Raw genomic sequence first — 20,052 nt, forward strand, 5'->3', positions numbered from 1 at the left:
TATCTGTTTACGGGGGGGCTTTGTGCCCCCCGATTTGTCTGGAGAATCCAAAATGGCAAAAGAATTCAGCCGCGGTCAACGCGTGGCGCAAGAGATGCAGAAAGAGATTGCGATCATTCTGCAGCGTGAAGTGAAAGATCCGCGCGTCGGCATGGCGACCGTTTCCGGCGTGGAAGTGTCTCGCGACCTGGCGTATGCCAAGGTTTACGTCACTTTCCTGAACGTGCTGACCGAGAACCACGATCCGGATCTGGTCACCAACGGCATTAAAGCGTTGCAGGACGCTTCCGGCTACATCCGCACCCTGCTGGGCAAAGCGATGCGCCTGCGCGTGGTGCCGGAGCTGACCTTCGCCTACGACAACTCCCTGGTGGAAGGCATGCGCATGTCCAACCTGGTGACCAACGTGGTGAAGAACGACGCCGAGCGCCGTTCCGCCTCAGGCGATGACAAGGAGGATTAATGAGTCGCCCTCGTCGCCGCGGCCGTGATATCCACGGCGTGCTGTTGCTGGACAAGCCGCAGGGTTTGTCGTCCAACGATGCGCTGCAAAAAGTAAAACGCCTGTACAACGCCAACCGGGCGGGCCATACCGGCGCGCTCGATCCGTTGGCGACCGGCATGCTGCCTATCTGTCTGGGCGAAGCGACCAAGTTTTCGCAATACCTGCTCGATTCCGACAAGCGTTATCGGGTGATCGCCAAGCTGGGGCAGCGCACCGATACCTCCGACGCCGACGGCCAGATCGTGCAGGAGCGCCCGGTGAGTTTTACCCAGGCGCAGCTCGACGCGGCGCTGGACACCTTCCGCGGCGATATCCAGCAGGTGCCGTCGATGTATTCGGCGCTGAAATACCAGGGCAAGAAGCTCTACGAGTATGCGCGCCAGGGGATTGAAGTGCCGCGCGAAGCGCGCAGCATCACGGTGTACGAGCTGCAGTTTATCCGCTGGGAAGGGGATGAGCTGGAGCTGGAGATCCACTGCTCGAAAGGCACCTACATCCGCACCATCACCGACGATCTCGGCGAGCTGCTGGGCTGTGGCGCGCACGTGATCTATCTGCGCCGCCTGCAGGTGGCGACTTATCCGATCGCGCGCATGGTGACGCTGGAACAGCTGAACGCTTTGCTGGCGCAGGCGCAGGAACAAGACATCGCACCCGGCGAACTGCTCGATCCGCTGCTGATGCCGATGGACAGCCCGGTTGAGAACTATCCGGAAGTGAATTTGCTGCCGGTGGTGGCGGGCTACGTCAAGCAAGGGCAACCGGTGCAAGTGGCCGGCGCGCCGGCTTCCGGCATGGTGCGTATCACCGAGGGTGAAGAGCGGAAATTCATCGGCGTTGGCGACATTGCCGAGGACGGTCGCGTGGCGCCGCGCCGCCTGGTGGTCGAGCATTTCGACTGACGGCGGGGCACTGCGTCACCTTGCGATCGCACTGCGCTAAGAGTAGAATGGCGCAGCTTATGCATTGGGTTGCTGAATTAGAGATCGGCGCCTGTTTTTATTATCTATAATCTGGAGTATTACAATGTCTCTAAGTGTTGAAGCTAAAGCTCAAATCGTAGCTGATTTCGGTCGTGGTACTAACGACAGCGGTTCTACCGAAGTTCAGGTTGCCCTGCTGACTGCGCAGATCAACCATCTGCAAGGCCACTTCTCCGAGCACAAAAAAGATCACCACAGCCGTCGTGGTCTGCTGCGTATGGTTTCTCAGCGTCGTAAGCTGCTGGACTACCTGAAGCGTAAAGATGTAGCACGTTACACCAGCCTGATCGAGCGTCTGGGTCTGCGTCGCTAATCTAGCAAGTTTCAGTGGAAAGGGGCCTATTTTGGCCCCTTTCTTCTAGGAAGCATAAGCAAATCAGGTTAATGTATTACTGATGTTTCCAAACAGGTTCTTCCGTTACAGAGGTTCGCGCGGCTAATGAGAGGCTTTATCTCCCGCCTGAGATAAGGATTGTCATTAGTCGCGAGGATGTAGTGAGAAGGCAAATCGAGTCACAGGCGTGTCGAGTCGTCAATGCGATTGCGCGCCGCTTATCAAGGATATAATTTTGCTGACACCGATCATTCGCAAATTCCAGTATGGCCAGCATACCGTCACCATCGAAACCGGTATGATGGCTCGTCAGGCCACCGCCGCCGTTATGGTGAGCATGGATGATACCGCCGTATTTGTTACCGTGGTTGGCCAGAAAAAAGCCAAGCCGGGCCAGAGCTTCTTCCCGCTGACCGTTAACTACCAAGAGCGTACCTACGCCGCCGGTCGTATCCCGGGCAGCTTCTTCCGTCGCGAAGGCCGTCCGAGCGAAGGCGAGACGTTGACTTCCCGTCTGATTGACCGCCCGATCCGCCCACTGTTCCCGGACAGCTTCCTGAACGAAGTTCAGGTGATCGCGACCGTGGTTTCCGTTAACCCGCAGGTGAACCCGGACATCGTTGCGATGATCGGTGCTTCCGCAGCCCTGAGCCTGTCCGGTATTCCGTTCAACGGCCCAATCGGCGCAGCGCGCGTGGGTTACATCAACGACCAGTACGTCCTGAACCCAACGACTGACGAACTGAAAGAAAGCCGTCTGGATCTGGTGGTTGCCGGTACCGCAGGTGCGGTGCTGATGGTTGAATCCGAAGCGGACGTGCTGAGCGAAGACCAGATGCTGGGCGCCGTGGTGTTCGGCCACGACCAGCAGCAAGTGGTTATCGAAAACATCAACGCGCTGGTTGCCGAAGCCGGCAAGCCGAAGTGGGATTGGCAGGCGCCTGCGGTCAACGAAGCGCTGCACGCGCGCGTGGCTGAACTGGCCGAAGCTCGCCTGGGCGACGCTTACCACATCACCGAAAAACAAGAGCGCTACGCTCAGGTTGACGCGATCAAAGACAGCGTCGTTGAAACCCTGCTGGCGCAGGACGAGACTCTGGATGCCTCTGAAATTCAAGACATCCTGGGCAACGTCGAGAAAAACGTGGTGCGCAGCCGCGTACTGCGTGGCGAGCCGCGTATCGACGGCCGTGAAAAAGACATGATCCGTGGCCTGGATGTGCGCACCGGCGTACTGCCGCGCACCCACGGTTCCGCGCTGTTCACCCGTGGCGAAACTCAGGCGCTGGTTACCGCGACCCTGGGCACCGCGCGCGACGCACAGAACCTGGACGAGCTGATGGGCGAAAAGACCGACAGCTTCCTGTTCCACTACAACTTCCCTCCGTACTCCGTGGGCGAAACCGGCATGGTCGGTTCACCTAAGCGTCGTGAAATCGGTCACGGTCGCCTGGCGAAACGCGGCGTATTGGCTATGATGCCTAAACCAGAAGATTTCCCGTACACCGTTCGCGTGGTGTCTGAAATCACCGAATCCAACGGTTCTTCTTCCATGGCTTCCGTGTGCGGTGCGTCTCTGGCACTGATGGACGCCGGTGTGCCAATCAAGGCTGCCGTTGCGGGTATCGCGATGGGCCTGGTGAAAGAAGCCGATAACTTTGTGGTTCTGTCCGACATTCTGGGTGACGAAGATCACCTGGGCGACATGGACTTCAAAGTGGCCGGTAGCCGCGACGGTATCACCGCGCTGCAGATGGACATCAAAATCGAAGGCATCACCCGCGAAATCATGCAGGTGGCTCTGAACCAGGCCAAGGGCGCACGTTTGCACATCCTGGGCGTGATGGAACAGGCTATCAGCACCCCGCGCGGCGATATCTCCGAATTCGCACCGCGTATTCATACTATCCGCATCAACCCGGATAAAATCAAAGACGTGATCGGTAAGGGCGGTTCCGTTATCCGCGCACTGACCGAAGAGACTGGCACTACCATCGAAATCGAAGATGATGGTACAGTTAAAATCGCTGCGACCGACGGTGAGAAAGCGAAATTCGCTATCCGTCGTATCGAAGAGATCACGGCAGAGATCGAAGTGGGCCGTATCTACCAGGGTAAAGTGACCCGTATCGTTGATTTCGGCGCGTTCGTCGCTATCGGCGGTGGTAAAGAAGGTCTGGTACACATTTCTCAGATCGCCGACAAGCGCGTCGAGAAAGTGACCGACTATCTGCAGATGGGTCAGGAAGTGCCGGTTAAGGTGCTGGAAGTTGACCGTCAGGGCCGCGTGCGTCTGAGCATCAAAGAAGCGATGGCGCCGGAAGCGGGTTCACCTGCGCCTGAAGCAGAATAACTGTATAGATAGTTTTACAGCTCCCCGCCATGGGGTTGGGAGCTGTTCGTATCGCGCGGGTAGGATGCCCGCGTATTAGCAAACGGAGGACAGGACGTTCATCCAATGTTTGTCTTCGGGAGTGGGAAATGAAGCCTTTCTTGCGCTGGTGTTACGTTGCGACAGCACTCATGCTGGCAGGATGCAGCAACCATGATTGGCGTAAAGACGAAGTTTTGGCGATCCCGTTGCAGCCAACGTTGCAGCAGGAAGTGATCCTGGCGCGCATGGAACAAATTCTTGCCAGCCGGGCACTGACGGACGACGAACGCGCACAGCTTTTATATGAGCGCGGTGTGCTGTATGATAGCCTCGGGTTACGTGCATTAGCGCGCAATGATTTCTCGCAGGCGCTGGCGATACGTCCCGACATGCCGGAAGTTTTCAACTACCTGGGCATTTACTTAACGCAGGCAGGCAATTTTGATGCTGCCTATGAAGCGTTTGATTCTGTACTAGAGCTTGATCCAACTTACAATTACGCGCGTTTAAACCGGGGCATCGCACTGTATTATGGCGGCCGCTTCCCGTTGGCGCAGGATGATCTGCAGGCGTTTTATCAAGACGACCCAAACGATCCCTTCCGTTCGTTATGGCTGTATCTGGTGGAGCGAGAAATCGATCCCAAGAAGGCCGAGGTAGCGCTTCAGCAGCGCTATGACAAAGCGGACAGAGGGCAATGGGGATGGAATATTGTCGAATTCTACCTGGGCAAGATCAGCGAAAAAACGCTGATGGAACGCCTCAAGGCAGATGCAACGGATAACACTTCGCTCGCTGAGCATCTCAGTGAAACTGACTTCTATTTGGGTAAACACTACCTGAGTCTGGGGGACAAGGACACCGCTTCGGCGCTGTTCAAACTGACGGTGTCTAACAACGTTCACAACTTCGTTGAGCACCGCTATGCATTGTTGGAATTGGCGCTTTTGGGCCAAGAGCAAGACGACCTATCGGAATCGGACCAGCAATAGCTGACGAACACCTATCAGCCTGATGGACATTGGTTTTTAACCAAAGTTATCGCCTTCACGGGCGAGGGCTTTTTTGTTCGTTTTATAATCTAATTTGAGCCGGTTCACACTTTTCAATGAAAATGACTGAAAATTTTCTCGACGAGTTATGTAGACTGGCTGCCATTATTAATGAGGCACGTGTACATGACGACTGAGTTTGAAACCTCTTTTGCTGATCTGGGGCTGTCTGCTCCAATCATTTCCGCCCTGAACGATCTGGGCTATGAAAAACCATCTCCGATCCAGGCTGAGTGTATTCCTCACCTGTTGAACGGCCGCGACGTGCTGGGCATGGCACAGACCGGTAGTGGTAAAACTGCAGCGTTCTCGCTGCCGCTGCTGCACAACCTGCAGGCAGACCTGAAAGCACCTCAGATCCTGGTGCTGGCACCGACCCGCGAACTGGCGGTTCAGGTTGCCGAAGCGATGACCGATTTCTCCAAACACATGAACGGCGTCAACGTGGTAGCCCTGTACGGCGGCCAGCGTTACGACGTGCAGCTGCGCGCTCTGCGCCAGGGCCCGCAAATCGTTGTGGGTACCCCAGGCCGCCTGCTGGACCACCTGAAGCGCGGCACCCTGAACCTCTCTAACCTGAGCGGTCTGGTGCTGGATGAAGCCGACGAAATGCTGCGCATGGGCTTTATCGAAGACGTAGAAACCATCATGGCTGAGATCCCGGCTGAACATCAGACCGCGCTGTTCTCCGCCACCATGCCGGAAGCGATCCGTCGCATCACCCGCCGCTTCATGAAAGAGCCGCAGGAAGTGCGCATCCAGTCCAGCGTGACCACCCGTCCGGACATCAGCCAGAGCTACTGGTCGGTCTACGGCATGCGTAAAAACGAAGCGCTGGTGCGTTTCCTGGAAGCTGAAGACTTTGACGCGGCGATCATCTTCGTCCGTACCAAGAACGCGACCCTGGAAGTGGCCGAAGCGCTGGAGCGCAGCGGTTACAGCAGCGCTGCGCTGAACGGCGACATGAACCAGGCGCTGCGTGAGCAGACCCTGGAGCGCCTGAAAGACGGTCGTCTGGATATCCTGATCGCGACCGACGTTGCGGCCCGTGGCCTGGACGTTGAGCGCATCAGCCTGGTTGTCAACTATGACATCCCGATGGACTCCGAGTCTTACGTTCACCGTATCGGCCGTACCGGTCGTGCGGGCCGTGCCGGCCGCGCGCTGCTGTTCGTGGAAAACCGCGAACGCCGCCTGCTGCGCAACATTGAACGCACCATGAAGCTGACCATCCCGGAAGTGGAACTGCCGAACGCAGAACTGCTGGGCGAGCGTCGTCTGGCCAAGTTTGCCGCAAAAGTTCAGCAGCAGCTGGAAAGCAGCGATCTGGATCTGTACCGCGCACTGCTGACCAAACTGCAGCCGGAAGAAGAGCTGGATATGGAAACCCTGGCCGCAGCGCTGCTGAAAATGGCACAGGGAGAACGTCCGCTGATCCTGCCGCCGGATCCGGTCTTCAAGCCGCGTCAGCGCCGCGAGTTCAACGACCGTGACGATCGTCGCGGTGATCGTGGCGACCGTCGCGACAGCCGTGATAGCCGTGACGGCGACCGTCCGCGTCGCGAACGTCGTGACGTTGGCGAAATGCAGCTGTACCGCATCGAAGTGGGCCGTGACGATGGCGTAGAAGTCCGTCACATCGTTGGCGCTATCGCTAACGAAGGCGACATCAGCAGCCGTTACATCGGTAACATCAAGCTGTTTGCCTCCCACTCCACCATCGAGCTACCAAAAGGCATGCCGGGCGAGATCCTGAATCACTTCACTCGCACCCGCATCCTGAACAAGCCGATGAACATGCAGCTGCTGGGCGATGCACAGCCGTTCGAACGTCGCGAGCGTCGTGACGGTGGCAACGGTGGCGAGCGTCGTGGTAACGGTCGTCCGTTCAACGGCGAACGTCGCGAAGGCGGCCCACGTCGTTCCTTCGGTGAACGTCGTGAAGGCGGCAACGGCGGCGAGCGTCGTGGCGGTAACTTCAACCGTGACGGTAAGCCGGCGCCACGCCGTGATGACGCAGCACCTGCTGCACCACGTCGTCGTTTCGGCGACGCGTAATCGCTGATTCACCGTTCGCGGTGAATCGCTCTGAAAAACCAGCCTGCGGGCTGGTTTTTTTATGCCTGAAAGTTGCCGTCAAACGTCCCTGAATGGCGTATCATTCATAAGGTTTTTTCTTACGGATGATATGCACGGGAGATGCCATGAGTTGGCAGCAGTTCAAATCTCAATACCTGGTGCGCTTTTGGGCGCCGCTGCCGGCGGTGATCGCCGCCGGGATCCTTTCTACCTACTACTTTGGCATGACCGGCACTTTCTGGGCGGTGACCGGCGAGTTCACCCGCTGGGGCGGCCATGTGCTGCAGTGGTTCGGCCTGCACCCCGAGCAGTGGGGCTATTTCAAGGTTATCGGCCTGCAGGGCACGCCGCTGGAGCGCATCGACGGGCGCATGATCATCGGCATGTTCGCCGGCTGCATCGCCGCCGCGCTGTGGGCCAACAACATCAAGCTACGCCAGCCGCAGCACCGCATTCGCATCGTGCAGGCGCTGCTGGGCGGCATTATCGCCGGCTTCGGCGCGCGCCTGGCGATGGGCTGTAACCTGGCGGCGTTCTTCACCGGTATTCCTCAGTTTTCGCTGCACGCCTGGTTCTTCGCGCTGGCGACCGCCGCGGGTTCGTACTTCGGCGCCAAATTCACGCTGCTGCCGATGTTCCGCATCCCGGTCAAATTGCAAAAGGTGAAGGCCGCCGCGCCGCTGACGCAGAAACCTGAGCAGGCGCGCCGCCGCTTCCGGCTGGGCATGGCGGTCTTCGGCCTGGCGGTGGCCTGGTCGCTGTGGACGCTGTTCGATGCGCCGAAGCTCGGCATCGCCATGCTGTTCGGCATCGGCTTCGGTCTGCTGATCGAGCGTGCGCAGATCTGCTTCACTTCGGCGTTCCGCGATTTGTGGATCACCGGCCGCACCCACATGGCGAAAGCCATCATCCTCGGCATGGCGGTGAGCGCCATCGGCATCTTCAGCTACGTGCAGCTTGGCGTGGCGCCGAAGATCATGTGGGCCGGCCCGAATGCGGTGCTGGGCGGCTTGCTGTTCGGCTTCGGCATCGTGCTGGCCGGCGGTTGCGAGACCGGCTGGATGTACCGCGCGGTGGAAGGGCAGGTGCACTACTGGTGGGTGGGGCTGGGCAACATCATCGGCGCCACGCTGCTGGCCTATTACTGGGACGATCTGGCGCCGGCGCTGGCGACCGACTACGACAAGATCAACCTGCTCGACACCTTCGGCCCAATTGGTGGCCTGCTGGTGACCTATCTGCTGCTGGCGCTGGCCTTCGCCGCCATGCTGTGGTGGGAGAAACGCTTTTTCCGCGCCCGGCCTGAGGCGCAGGTGGTGAATTTGAGGAGCCTGCCATGAAAGAGATGACGATAGTGCCGGACTACCGGCTGGACATGCTGGGTGAGCCTTGCCCGTACCCGGCGGTGGCGACGCTGGAGGCGATGCCGCAGCTGAAGCCGGGGGAAATCCTGGAGGTGATCAGCGATTGCCCGCAGTCGATCAACAACATTCCGCTCGACGCGCGCAACCACGGCTACAAGGTGCTGGATATTCAGCAGGACGGGCCGACCATCCGCTATCTGATCCAGCGTTAACGCCGAGGCGGTGGGGTTCCCCACCGCCTTTTCGCGTTTTATCCCTTCACGACGTCGCCTTGCACCCCGGCGACAATCTCGAACGAACGCAGCCGCGCCTGGTGATCGAAGATCTGGCCGTTGACCATGATCTCGTCGGCATCGGTTTCACGCAGCAGCGTTTGCAGCCCGTGGCGCACCGTTTTTTCATCGCCGACGATCGACATCCGCAGCGCCTGCTCGACGCCATATTGCTCGCCGGCGGTCCACAGCGCGTGGATGTTATCCACCGGCGGCGGCAGCGGGCCGGGCGAACCGCGGCGCAGATTGATGAACTGCTGCTGCATCGAACTGAACAGGAAGCGCGCGTCGCTATCGCTGTCGGCGGCGACGACGTTGACGCACACCATGGCGTGCGGCTGCGCCAGCTGTTTGGACGGTTTGAAGTTCTCGCGGTACAGCTGCAGCGCCTGGAACAGCATATCCGGGGCGAAGTGCGAGGCGAAGGCGAACGGCAGGCCGAGCTGCGCCGCCAGCTGTGCGCTGTAGAGGCTGGAACCCAGCAGCCAGAGCGGCACGTGCAGCCCCTGGCCCGGCACCGCCTGCACCGGCTGGCCGGGCTGCGCGTCGCAGAAGTAGTTTTGCAGCTCCTGCACGTCGCGCGGGAAGGTATCCACATCGCCGGACAGGTGGCGGCGCAGCGCCATCATGGTGCGCTGATCGGTGCCGGGCGCGCGGCCAAGCCCCAGATCGATGCGCCCCGGATAGAGCGACTCCAGCGTGCCGAACTGTTCGGCGATCACCAGCGGCGCATGGTTCGGCAGCATCACGCCGCCGGAGCCGAGGCGAATGCTCTGGGTGCCGGCGGCCAGATAGCCCAGCAGCACCGAGGTGGCGGCGCTGCCGATGCCGGTCATGTTGTGGTGCTCGGCCAGCCAGTAGCGCCGGTAGCCCCAGCGTTCGGCGTGCTGCGCCAAATCCAGCGAACAGTGGAAAGCGTCGCGCGCCTTGGCCCCTTGCGGGATTGGCGATAAATCCAGTACCGAAAGCGGTACGGCAGTGTTTTCAGTCATGACATCGTCCATCAGAGAGTGAATCGCTTAAAGGGCGATTGCAGGAATCTGCATACCAAAAAGCCTAAAATGATGCTTTTTAGTGTTAAAAGCATAATCCAATTTATAGTTATAAAAGAGGAGATATGTGCTTGTGATATCCTCATGAGAGCAATGGTGTTTTTTGGAGCAATTTGAAACATGGAAATGATGATCCCCGCCCGCCGCTTACCGTTCCGGGAGCTGACATAATGAAAAAAAAGACGCTGTTTACCCTGTTGCTGATGTTGGCGGCGATCGCATTGGCGATCCTGTTCCGCGCGCACAATCAGGATCTGTTGCTGCAGGGTGAAGTGGATGCCCCCGAAGTGATCGTCGCTTCCAAAGCGAAAGGCCGGGTGGTTGAACGCCTGATCGAACGCGGCGACGACGTGAAAAGCGGCCAGCTGATCATTCAACTCGACAGCCCCGAACTGATGGCGCAGCTGCGTTCCGCGCAGGCGACGCGCGACGAGGCCAAGGCGCAGCTCGAGCTGTCGCTGCACGGCACCCGTGAAGAGAGCATCCGCAACCTGCGCGCCAACCTGGCGCAGGCCGAGGCGCAGTACCGCAATGCGCAAAACGACTACAACCGCAACCTGAGCGTGGCCGGCAAAGGCTATATCTCGAAGTCCGAGCTGGACGCTTCGCGGCGGTCGCGCGACACCGCCTTCCAGCAGGTGCAGGCGGCCAAAGCCAACCTGGATGAAGGCATCAACGGCGACCGTGTCGAGCAGCGGCAGCAATATGCGGCGGCGCTGCGGGCGGCGGAAGAGAATCTGCTGCAGATCCAGGCGCAGAGCGACGATCTGCAGGTGAAAGCGCCGGTAGACGGCGAAGTGGGGCCGATCCCGGCCGAAGTGGGCGAATTGCTGAACGCCGGCAGCCCGCTGGTGACGTTGATCCGGGTGCCGGACGCCTACTTCGTGTTTAACCTGCGTGAAGACATCCTGGCCCACGTGCGCAAAGGCGACAAGGTCAAACTGCGGGTGCCGGCGCTGAAGGACAAAATGATCGACACCGAAGTGCGCTACATCGCGCCGCTGGGGGATTACGCCACCAAACGCGCCACCCGCGCCACCGGCGACTTCGACCTGAAAACCTTCGAAGTGCGCCTGTATCCGTCACAGCCGGTGGACGGCCTGCGTCCGGGGATGAGCACCTTATGGCAATGGAAAGAGTAAGGGCCGGCTGGCGCTGCTTCAGTCACGCGTTCGACAAAGAGTGTCGCGTCGCCTTTCGCAGCCCGGTGGTGCACTGGCTGAGCTGGATCTTTCCGCTGATCCTGTTTGTGCTGATCAGCAGCAACTTCTCCGAAGGCACGCTGCTCGATCTGCCGGTCTCGGTGGTGGACAGCGATCACAGCCCGCTGTCCAAATCGCTGACGCGTCGGCTGGACGCCGGTTCGCACGCCCACGTTGAGGCTTACGGCGGTGGGTTACCGGAGTCGCTGAGCCGCCTGCGCAGCGCGCAGGATTACGCGTTGCTGTATATCCCGCCGGACCTTGAGGCCAACGCGCTGTCGGGCAAACAGCCGAGCGTGGTGATGTACTACAATGCGTTGTTCTACGGCGCCGGGCTGTACTCCACCCAGGATTTTGGCGGCCTGATGAACGAAATCAACGCCAACACCCGCAGCATCATCGCCACCGAGATGGGCAAAACGCTGCCGCCGTTGGCGGACGTGACGCTCTCCTACGGCAGCCTGTTCAACGCCAGCGGCAGCTATATCTATTACCAGCAGTTCGCCGCCACCATCCATCTGCTGCAGCTGTTCGCGGTGACCTGCATGATCTACGTGCTGGCGCGCAGCAAGTCGCTGCTGCAGGCCAAGCCGTTCAGCCTGGCGCTGCTCGGCAAGCTGGCGCCTTACACGCTGTGTTTCACCACCCTGCTGATGGTCGAGATCGCGGCGCTGGTGGGCATCTTTGACGCCCGCGTCAGCGGCAATCCACTGTTTATGCTGTTGATCGGTCTGTTCTACGTGATGGCGGCGCAGAGCATCGGCCTGCTGCTGTACACCTTTACCGGCAGTACCATCACCGCGTACAGCCTGATCGGTATTTTGGTCAGTATCGCGATGACCTTCTCCGGCATGGCGGTGCCTGAGCTGTCGATGCCGCTGCCGGCGCGCATCATTTCCAATGTCGAACCGCTGACCCACGCGCTGTACGCGATGTTCGACGTGTTCCTGCGGCAGGTGCACGCCAGCGCCATCTTCAGCGTGTGTGCGCTGTTGGCGGTTTACCCGCTGGTGGCCGCGCTGCTGGTGCGCAATCGTCTGCCGGCACGGCTGGCAAAAGAGGGGAACGCCGGATGAAGCTCTATTGGCAAACCTTCGTTAAGGTGCTGCTCGGCATGCTGGAGCGGCCGGTGTGGCTGATGCTGATCCTGTCGCTGTGCATCATGAGCATGGTGTACGCCAACCGCACGGTGTGGGATCTGCCGGTGGGGGTGGTCGATCAGGATCACAGCACCGCCAGCCGCCAGCTGATCCGCCAGCTGGACGCCACCTCCAAGATCGCGATTGAAACCTACGACAGTCTGGAGCAGGCGCAGCGCGATCTCAGCTGGCGCAAGCTGTTTGCGGTGATCATCATGCCGGTGGATCTGGAGAAGAAAATCCTCAGCGGGCAGAACATCGTGGTGCCGGTGTACGGCGACGCCACCAACCGCCTGGCCAACGGCCAGATCCAACAGGACGTGGTGGCGGCCTATCAGCAGCTGCTGACGGAGTACAACAACGGGCTGCTGCTGCGCAGCGGCTTCAGCGAACGGCAGGCGCAGATACTGCTGACGCCGATACTGGGGCAAACGCTGGACGTGTTTAACCCCGGCATCAGCTTTGCGGCGATCATCTTCCCCGGCCTGCTGGTGATGCTGTTGCAGCACTCGCTGCTGATCGCCTGTATCCGCGTCAACATCGCCATGAAGAGCATGCCCGGCGGCAAGGCGCCGCTGGCGGCGCACCTCGGCGGGCTGACGGCGCTGCTGCCGATCTGGCTGTTCCTGTCGATCGTGCTGTTCGTGCTGTGGCCGTGGGTATTGGGCTATCGGCAGACGGCGAACATCGCCGAACTGCTGCTGCTGACCTTCCCGTTCCTGCTGGCGGTACTGGGGCTGGGCAAGCTGGTGACCGAGTGCCTGCGCAGCGTCGAGATGATCTACCTGACGCTGGCGTTCATCACCACGCCGATCTTCTACCTGTCCGGCACCATCTGGCCGCTGCAGTCGATGCCGGCCTGGGTGCGCGCCATCTCGTACAGCATTCCCTCCACCTGGGGCACCAAGGCGATCGCCGGCGTCAACCAGATGGGGCTGTCGCTGAACGAAGTGTGGGGTGACGTGATGATGATGCTGGTGCTCGGCGTGGTCTACACCCTGCTGGGCTTCGGCGTCGGCTTCTTGCGCAACAGCGTGGCGCTGCGCGGGATGTTCAGGAAGCGACGGGCGTAGGGGGGAGTATCTTGTTGTTATAGCGTGAAAATTCGGTGATTCTGCTTTATTGCTATAGATGGTTTTTTTATTTATTAGATTTCAAAGAGTTATGTGACTGCCCCGATGCTTAAATCGCGGTGAAATCTCGTAGATGTTGAAATCCATTTAATTCAATTAGATATATTTATAGTGTTCCCCGCGAGAGCGGGGATAAAACGAAAATTTGTTGTACCGAGCGGCATTCTGCGGGGGATCGTCTTGCCCCTGGATGTAACACGCTCATCGTTGTCACAGATCAAAAAATTAGACTCTCGGGTTACCATTAGCCGTTCTCTGAGAATTAATAAAATTTTTCTAAATTAATCCGTTACGCTGGAAGTCTCAAACGCTACTTGAATTCACATCAAGCTATTAAGATAATTATCGACTTTGTTGATAAAATATACTGCCGACTTAATCGTGGTCAGCAGTTTGAAGAGGGGACTTGAGGTTCCAAGGCGATACACCGAATTTCTGCCGCTTCATCACTTCCTTCTGCTCAATTTCCGATAGCTGGACTGAAGGAGAATGCTGAAGAGCATTCAAAAGATTTCGTGGGTGATGACTCTCTTCCTGATGCTTTAGGGGACCGCTTGGACGATACAATGAGCAATGGTGAGTTTGATGCAAAGAGAGTTGGATAGCTCTAATTAAACCCTGTTTCACAGGTAAGATACCGACCGAGAAGTTTGACTGCTTCCACTCGTTAAATTATAGGAATAAATGGTAACGGCAAAAATAAAATTGCATCCACTATGCCAGAATCCCCAGTTTTTTCTGATGTCTTAAGTATTCAATATTATTACAAGCACGCTGACGGTTGATATTCAATATATTAATTACATAAACTCTCTCTTAACTGGTATGACAGAGAACATAATACTTGCGAGCTTGAATATCAACCGTGCGAAATCAATAACTTGATATATAACTCCAAAGGCTACATTACAGATGTCTGATTTGATTTAAATTGACTAAAGGCGTCAACTATTCGGTCAAGGTCATTTTCACTGAGATTGGCGTTAGCTGCCATCCTGATTTTTGACTTTTTCTTTGTAGTAACTGGATAGCAGAAGGTACAAGCCAATATTCCTTTCTCTTCCAAATGATTTTTAAGAGAAAGTACATTTTTCTCTGAACCCGCTTCCAAAGCAATGATTTGCTCACTACCACCGGATACATCGTACCCTAGATCAGCCAGAGCAGTTCGGATATATTTGGCGTGAGCATGCAGTCGCTCTCTTTTCTCATCGGCTGATTTAATATGTTCAATAGCATCCATAAACCACTTTAGATCATGGTTCATAACGGAGGAACTGAATAGGGAAGGATGCGATTCCAATTGGAAGTAGTCTTTAAATAGGGTGAGACACGTAATTAATCCGCCACGTCCAGCAAATGTTTTAGCCAAACTTGCCGTGACAAAATCCACGCGCTTGGTTAATCCCAGCGCATAAACGATACCACGTCCTTCTGGGCCATGTGTGCCTACGGAATGAGACTCGTCGACAACGATCACGCAGCCAGTTTCTTCTGCCAGAGCGACAAAATCCTCTAAAGGACACAAACTTCCGTTTGTACTATACACTGAATCGACAACGATCACTCCGGGGCCGTAGGACGCTATTTTTTTTCTCGCGCCTTCAACACTATTGTGAGCAAAAGCATAGGATTTGGCGTTTGCCAAACGTACTCCATCGTGCAGGGACATATGGGCGAGAATGTCTATATAAATCGGAACATTTTCATTGGCAATTGCTTGAATCAAGCCAGTATTGGCGGCATAACCAGACTGACACATGATACTGTCTTCACTGCCAAAGAACTCGCTAAATGCCCGTTCCACTTCCGCCTGATAACTTGTTTCATTAAGAAAGACGGATGACATTATTTTCTCACCCATTCGGTTCTCGTGATTTCCTACATTGAGTGATTCCTCGTCACAAAGACAAAGGTAATCATTGGTGCAAAGTATTACATCATTCACTCCATTTTGATTTATTTTAAATAAATGAGTCCCTTGCCATTCAGTGTGGAATCTTTCCTGAAAACGTTCGTTAATCCTGTTGTTTAAAAATCCAGGGAGGGGTTTTCTTTTCATTGCGGTAATTCCTATTGATGAGGGAATACTTTGTATATGTAATGGGGGTTGTTTTGTCAAATCTATCGATAATCTTCTCACGCAAATGATGAAAAGATTAACATTAACCATGATTGACTATATGAAAATCAGCCATCAGCCCATTATTAGATTTTCTCCATTTTTCCGACATACTGGGTATGTCGTACAAGCACAGCTATAATATCCAAGAGAGGAAGATGTAGGTTGTCTCTGTAAATATATATTTGCAGAAGGGGGCTGGATGTTTTTTTTCATGAAACATAAATCAGGATTTAAACATGTGTAAATCCCAGAATAATGTTGTGAAGCAATTTATAAATCAAGCGATTGAATCGAAAGATAAGATCGCGATTGAGTATGGTAATACCATAATGACCTATGAGCAATTGCATAAAGAAAGCGATCGATTATGTAGTTTGCTTCGATTGGCACAGGTCGCACCTGGAAACAGTGTACCTTTAGTTGTACAGAGGACGCCGGAGTTTATTATCGGCATGCTGGCAATAGCCAAGGCAGGCGCGGCCTATATCCCTATTGATATTCATAATCCACAAAAACGCATTGCGCAGATTATTGAGCAGTCCAATTCCCCTGTCGTTCTGTTAGGAAATCATGCATTTACTTCACATGTTGAGCTTGCTGGCGTACCGGTAATTGCGATAGACAAAGCGTATCCAGACCTGGCGCGTGATCCTTGTATCCCGACCTTGTCTTCTGCGGATGAGGCCGCGTATGTGATATTTACCTCTGGCACCACAGGTATACCGAAGGGCGTGATGGTTTCTCACGGTGCGCTTCATAACCTGGTGAACTGGCATAACGTAAACTTTGCTGTGGATGCTCAGTGCCGTAGCACACTCATTGCCGGTATTGGTTTTGATGTTGCCCAGTGGGAGGTATGGTCGCCGCTGATTTGCGGCGCCACGCTGGTTCTGCCGGATAGCGAGGAAACGCGACTCTGCCCCGATGCCTTGCTGCGTTTTTTTGCCCTTCAACGTTTGACACATGCTTTTGTACCAACGGTGTTTGTTCCTGACATTGTTAACCTGCCTCAACCTGCTGAACTTACGTTGCGATACCTGTTTACCGCTGGTGAAAAGCTAAGTCCTGTCAATGTTTCCCATCTTGACTACCCACTAATTGATTACTATGGTCCCACCGAAGCGACCATTTTCACGACCTGCAATACAGTCATATGCGCCAGCAAAAATCAACCACCAAGCATTGGTGTGCCTATTGCCGGAGCGGAAGTTTTTATTCTGGATAAAGAGTTGCAACCGCTTGGTGTCGGCCAGCCCGGTGAGTTGTTTATCGGCGGCCCCGGTTTGGCCATTGGTTATCTGAATGACATTGAAATGACGCGCCAGCGCTTTATTACCTCACCGTTTTCTCCGGGTAAGCGGATCTACCGCAGCGGCGATCTTGCATGCTGGTTGCCTGGCGGGCGAGTACAATATCTGGGTCGGTTGGACGAGCAGGTGAAAATTCGTGGTAACCGTATAGAGCTGGGGGAAATTGAGAATGTGTTGCTGCAGCATCCGACGGTGAAAGGGGCTGTTGCATTGGTGGTGGGGGAGCCAGACAGGGAAAAACGCATCTTGGCTTTTGTGGCTTCGCCTCACAATGATGCACCTGAACTTCAGGAAAAGTTGCGTCAGCACATCGCTAATGCGTTGCCGGCTTATTTCATGCCATCGGCAATAGTGGTACTGCCTCGTTTGCCCCTGACAATAAATGGCAAGGTGGATAAAGGGGCACTATTGGCGCATGAGCAGCAACGACGTGCTGAGCGTGTAAGACCTGAATCCAACTTTAGCGAACGTGAAGCGCTTCTGGCAGAAATCTGGGCATCGTTACTGGATGACGTTTCACCTGGTCTGGATGATGAATTCACGCATTTGGGCGGCCATTCTCTGACAGCAGCAAAAATGGCGGTCGTTATTTCCGAGAAAATGGGCGTCCAGACATACGTACATGATATCTATGATCATCCTACGATCCGCTTATTAGCTAAAGCGTTGGAAGAACGTAGCAGAACACCATCTGTTGCTACATCTACTGAACCGCTACGCATTTTGCAAGACGATATATTCCTGCCGGATGATATTTATATCGATCCACATTTCGACGAATATCAAGTCACTGCTCCGCGCTGCATTTTGTTGACTGGGAGCACGGGCTTCGTTGGTAGCCATCTTTTGTCTGATCTGATGCGAACTACCGAAGCGAAAGTCTATTGCTTGATTCGCGCGCAAGATCTGCAAACAGCACAGCTGAGGTTATCAGATACGCTAGCGCACTATCATATTTTGCTGACTGAAGCACAACGTGTGCGAGCCGTTCCCATCTGTGGTGATATTTCGAAGCCTCGTTTGGGGATGTCAGTGGAGGAATATCGACGGTTAAGTCAAGAAGTGGACATTATTTATCATTCAGGCGGGGCTATAAACTTCATCCAACCTTATAGCTATCTGAAGCATATAAATGTGCAGGGCGTTCGGGAAATTATTCGCTTTGCCGCCGAACAACGAACCAAACCTGTGATGCTGTTGTCCTCAGTTGCTGTTTTCAGTTGGAAACCACAACATTCTGAAAGATGGATAATGCATGAAGATGACGATATAGATCTGAACCTGCCTGAGGTTCTCACTGATATCGGCTATGTACGCAGCAAATGGGTCATGGAGAAAGTTGCAGGCCTGGCAGTTGCCCGCGGTTTGCCGATGATTACCTTTCGGCTTGGGTACGCGACCAACCATAGTGAAACAGGTGTTAGCGCAGAATACCAATGGTGGGGCAATCTGGTGAAAACCTGTCTGGATTGCGGCATTGTGCCCGCCTTGCAGGAATTCCGTGAAGGGCTTACCACTGTCGATTACATTACCAGCGTGATTACCTACGTGAGTCGCAATCCGCAGGCTATAGGAAAAAAATTCCATCTGACCCCTGAACCTGAGGATAGTCTGACGCTTGACGAATTTTTTAGCCTGTTGGAACAATACTTCGGTTTCCATTTTCATCGTCAGCCACTGCCAGAATGGTTTGCCCATTGGGAAGAAGATCCTGAATCTCCCCTTTACCCCATACTGGGCCTGATTAGAGAAAATGCGTCTGGGGGGCAATCAACCATTGAGCTATACCAAAATACGTATCAATGGGATAAACGAAATGTGAAGCAATTCTTACAAGGCAGCATGATTCAAGAACCGCAATTTACTCGCCAGGTCTTGGCGCGCTATTTGCGGCAGTCAATCGGTTACCAAGGCGAGAATATTAACTAATACGCACGATGCGCTGTTAAGCCCTTGTCCCCGAGGGCGAGGTTACGAAGAGCATTTTCACGACAGACATCAATAATGTCGGAATGGATGGGCTTTGGCTTATTGTAGGTCATGTCAACTCACTGCATCCGGCGATCGTTTAAAGGATAAATATTGACACGTTACCATTTTCAACGGCCTAAATGAGCGAGGTTGATTATGTCACTGGTAGAAAGAAGTTTATATTTACTGCAAAACACTCGGTTCTTCACGCTTGCCAGTCGTTCGTTAGTTGGGGATGTTTGGGCTAGCACAGTCAGTTATGTTGCAGCATTTGAACCAATCCGAATAATTTGGTGTTCGGACCGCTTATCTAAGCATTCGGAGAATATCCGTGAACATGCTCAGGTTAGCGGGGCAATATTTCGTGCTGATTTGCAAGGGGTTTCTCCTCTCGGTTTGGATGGTGCGCAATTTGTCGGCTTTTGCCATGAAGTCCCAGAATCGGAAAGTGTAGAAGTATATAGTTATTTTTCCTCAACTCAATTCCCAGATGAAGCATTACGTGTAGCAATGATGCCGCCTTTCGAAGAGTTTACAGGAAATGGTACTCGTCGATTTTATGAATTGAGGATTACTGAATGGTGGCTGTTAGATATTGATCTGTGGCTGGAGAAACGACAAGATCGCCGAATCTCGTTGGATATAAGCCTGATAGCCGCGCCGTTATAGGTCATAGTCTTTCAGGATTGGCATCCTTCCCAACCTAAAGAACTGAAGGATGCCATCATGATGGAGAAGCACAGTAAATTTGTGCCGCCTGATTAAAGATGATCTCTGCGATGAATGTCGGTTCTACCACGCTTGAAAGCTGGGTGCGCCAGTTCAGGCGATATCGGAAGGCCCGAAAGTGCCGGTGACCGCGGACACGTGCTTGCGAGAAGATCTCAAGTTTGGTTGGGATGACGGTGACGATGCGATCAACACCTACCTGGCAATATGGACGTAGAGCTGGCCGGCATGGAGTTCTTCCACTATTTCACCCCGGAGTTTCTCTGTTCCAAGCTGTCCGAACAGCCGCTTAGACCGCTCACGACCAAATTATTGGTTGAATCGGCCAAAGCAGGGTGTTGGTTGCATTAACAGAAAAACGTGAAACTAACCATAAATAGAGCACATTTAGCATAATTCGTACAATATACCAGCAGAACCGTCCGTTA

Annotated in this window: 17 protein-coding genes; 15 read left to right on the forward strand and 2 right to left on the reverse strand. The window is 54.9% G+C overall.

Features of this window, described 5'->3' with window-relative positions; translation table 11 throughout:
- Window positions 1–52 precede the first annotated feature (52 nt).
- From rbfA to yedF, 9 genes are all read left to right on the forward strand, one after another.
- Complete coding sequence (gene rbfA / locus C3F38_RS04360; protein ID WP_004933508.1) at window positions 53–463, forward strand: 30S ribosome-binding factor RbfA; 411 nt, start codon at window positions 53–55, stop codon at window positions 461–463.
- The gene (gene truB, locus C3F38_RS04365; protein WP_055317298.1) at window positions 463–1,407 is read left to right on the forward strand and encodes a tRNA pseudouridine(55) synthase TruB; all 945 of its coding nucleotides are present in this window, start codon (window positions 463–465) and stop codon (window positions 1,405–1,407) included. The genes rbfA and truB overlap by 1 nt, the downstream gene beginning before the upstream one ends.
- 124 nt (window positions 1,408–1,531) lie before the next feature.
- Window positions 1,532–1,801 (forward strand): 30S ribosomal protein S15, encoded by a 270-nt coding sequence (rpsO, locus tag C3F38_RS04370; RefSeq protein WP_004933502.1) that lies wholly within the window; start codon window positions 1,532–1,534, stop codon window positions 1,799–1,801.
- A 256-nt stretch (window positions 1,802–2,057) separates the two neighbouring features.
- Window positions 2,058–4,175, forward strand: a complete 2,118-nt coding sequence (gene pnp / locus C3F38_RS04380) for a polyribonucleotide nucleotidyltransferase (protein WP_047729246.1) — start codon at window positions 2,058–2,060, stop codon at window positions 4,173–4,175.
- A gap of 128 nt (window positions 4,176–4,303) precedes the next feature.
- The gene (gene nlpI / locus C3F38_RS04385; RefSeq protein ID WP_004933495.1) at window positions 4,304–5,188 is read left to right on the forward strand and encodes a lipoprotein NlpI; all 885 of its coding nucleotides are present in this window, start codon (window positions 4,304–4,306) and stop codon (window positions 5,186–5,188) included.
- 122 nt (window positions 5,189–5,310) lie between these two features.
- Window positions 5,311–5,385 (forward strand): protein YrbN, encoded by a 75-nt coding sequence (gene yrbN, locus C3F38_RS26810; protein WP_223182019.1) that lies wholly within the window; start codon window positions 5,311–5,313, stop codon window positions 5,383–5,385.
- The gene (locus C3F38_RS04395; protein WP_038879128.1) at window positions 5,375–7,306 is read left to right on the forward strand and encodes a DEAD/DEAH family ATP-dependent RNA helicase; all 1,932 of its coding nucleotides are present in this window, start codon (window positions 5,375–5,377) and stop codon (window positions 7,304–7,306) included. Before yrbN ends, C3F38_RS04395 begins: the two co-directional genes overlap by 11 nt.
- A gap of 146 nt (window positions 7,307–7,452) precedes the next feature.
- On the forward strand, window positions 7,453–8,667 hold the full coding sequence (yedE, locus tag C3F38_RS04400; protein ID WP_057523615.1) for a selenium metabolism membrane protein YedE/FdhT: 1,215 nt from the start codon (window positions 7,453–7,455) through the stop codon (window positions 8,665–8,667).
- Window positions 8,668–8,672: 5 nt separating this feature from the next.
- On the forward strand, window positions 8,673–8,903 hold the full coding sequence (yedF, locus tag C3F38_RS04405; protein ID WP_170310509.1) for a sulfurtransferase-like selenium metabolism protein YedF: 231 nt from the start codon (window positions 8,673–8,675) through the stop codon (window positions 8,901–8,903).
- Window positions 8,904–8,941: 38 nt separating this feature from the next.
- Here yedF and C3F38_RS04410 read toward each other — a convergent pair whose 3' ends face one another.
- Window positions 8,942–9,955, reverse strand: coding sequence for a luciferase-like monooxygenase (locus C3F38_RS04410; RefSeq protein ID WP_170310508.1), 1,014 nt, complete (start codon window positions 9,953–9,955; stop codon window positions 8,942–8,944).
- A 230-nt stretch (window positions 9,956–10,185) separates the two neighbouring features.
- On the opposite strand from C3F38_RS04410, the gene C3F38_RS04415 reads away from it, so the two are divergent.
- From C3F38_RS04415 to C3F38_RS04425, 3 genes are read left to right on the forward strand one after another with little or no spacing between them, the layout of a single operon-like run.
- Complete coding sequence (locus C3F38_RS04415) at window positions 10,186–11,157, forward strand: HlyD family secretion protein (RefSeq protein ID WP_033638900.1); 972 nt, start codon at window positions 10,186–10,188, stop codon at window positions 11,155–11,157.
- Window positions 11,139–12,293: an ABC transporter permease gene (locus C3F38_RS04420; RefSeq protein ID WP_055317296.1), complete on the forward strand. Its 1,155-nt coding sequence runs from the start codon at window positions 11,139–11,141 to the stop codon at window positions 12,291–12,293. The genes C3F38_RS04415 and C3F38_RS04420 overlap by 19 nt, the downstream gene beginning before the upstream one ends.
- Window positions 12,290–13,429: an ABC transporter permease gene (locus C3F38_RS04425; RefSeq protein WP_033648660.1), complete on the forward strand. Its 1,140-nt coding sequence runs from the start codon at window positions 12,290–12,292 to the stop codon at window positions 13,427–13,429. The genes C3F38_RS04420 and C3F38_RS04425 overlap by 4 nt, the downstream gene beginning before the upstream one ends.
- Before the next feature lie 961 nt (window positions 13,430–14,390).
- On the opposite strand, the gene cqsA is transcribed toward C3F38_RS04425, so the two are convergent.
- Window positions 14,391–15,551, reverse strand: coding sequence for an alpha-hydroxyketone-type quorum-sensing autoinducer synthase (gene cqsA / locus C3F38_RS04430; RefSeq protein WP_055317295.1), 1,161 nt, complete (start codon window positions 15,549–15,551; stop codon window positions 14,391–14,393).
- Window positions 15,552–15,850: 299 nt separating this feature from the next.
- On the opposite strand from cqsA, the gene C3F38_RS04435 reads away from it, so the two are divergent.
- From C3F38_RS04435 to C3F38_RS26815, 3 genes are all read left to right on the forward strand, one after another.
- A complete protein-coding gene (locus tag C3F38_RS04435) occupies window positions 15,851–18,853 on the forward strand; it encodes a non-ribosomal peptide synthetase (protein WP_057523614.1) in 3,003 nt (1,000 codons plus the stop codon).
- A gap of 198 nt (window positions 18,854–19,051) precedes the next feature.
- On the forward strand, window positions 19,052–19,564 hold the full coding sequence (locus tag C3F38_RS04440; protein ID WP_103767451.1) for a pyridoxamine 5'-phosphate oxidase family protein: 513 nt from the start codon (window positions 19,052–19,054) through the stop codon (window positions 19,562–19,564).
- Between the two features lie 288 nt (window positions 19,565–19,852).
- A complete protein-coding gene (locus tag C3F38_RS26815; protein ID WP_354626022.1) occupies window positions 19,853–19,975 on the forward strand; it encodes a DUF1493 family protein in 123 nt (40 codons plus the stop codon).
- Window positions 19,976–20,052: the final 77 nt, after the last annotated feature.

Source organism: Serratia sp. SSNIH1, from assembly GCF_002935055.1.
GTDB lineage: Bacteria > Pseudomonadota > Gammaproteobacteria > Enterobacterales > Enterobacteriaceae > Serratia > Serratia nevei.

Coding starts and splice junctions, on each gene's coding strand:
- C3F38_RS04410 (WP_170310508.1), bottom strand. CDS start 9,955: ATGACTGAAAACACTGCCGTACCGCTTTCGGTACTGGATTTATCGCCA.
- rpsO (WP_004933502.1), top strand. CDS start 1,532: ATGTCTCTAAGTGTTGAAGCTAAAGCTCAAATCGTAGCTGATTTCGGT.
- C3F38_RS04420 (WP_055317296.1), top strand. CDS start 11,139: ATGGCAATGGAAAGAGTAAGGGCCGGCTGGCGCTGCTTCAGTCACGCG.
- C3F38_RS04395 (WP_038879128.1), top strand. CDS start 5,375: ATGACGACTGAGTTTGAAACCTCTTTTGCTGATCTGGGGCTGTCTGCT.
- C3F38_RS04425 (WP_033648660.1), top strand. CDS start 12,290: ATGAAGCTCTATTGGCAAACCTTCGTTAAGGTGCTGCTCGGCATGCTG.
- C3F38_RS04435 (WP_057523614.1), top strand. CDS start 15,851: ATGTGTAAATCCCAGAATAATGTTGTGAAGCAATTTATAAATCAAGCG.
- yedF (WP_170310509.1), top strand. CDS start 8,673: ATGACGATAGTGCCGGACTACCGGCTGGACATGCTGGGTGAGCCTTGC.
- truB (WP_055317298.1), top strand. CDS start 463: ATGAGTCGCCCTCGTCGCCGCGGCCGTGATATCCACGGCGTGCTGTTG.
- rbfA (WP_004933508.1), top strand. CDS start 53: ATGGCAAAAGAATTCAGCCGCGGTCAACGCGTGGCGCAAGAGATGCAG.
- yedE (WP_057523615.1), top strand. CDS start 7,453: ATGAGTTGGCAGCAGTTCAAATCTCAATACCTGGTGCGCTTTTGGGCG.
- cqsA (WP_055317295.1), bottom strand. CDS start 15,551: ATGAAAAGAAAACCCCTCCCTGGATTTTTAAACAACAGGATTAACGAA.
- C3F38_RS26815 (WP_354626022.1), top strand. CDS start 19,853: ATGGAGTTCTTCCACTATTTCACCCCGGAGTTTCTCTGTTCCAAGCTG.
- nlpI (WP_004933495.1), top strand. CDS start 4,304: ATGAAGCCTTTCTTGCGCTGGTGTTACGTTGCGACAGCACTCATGCTG.
- C3F38_RS04415 (WP_033638900.1), top strand. CDS start 10,186: ATGAAAAAAAAGACGCTGTTTACCCTGTTGCTGATGTTGGCGGCGATC.
- C3F38_RS04440 (WP_103767451.1), top strand. CDS start 19,052: ATGTCACTGGTAGAAAGAAGTTTATATTTACTGCAAAACACTCGGTTC.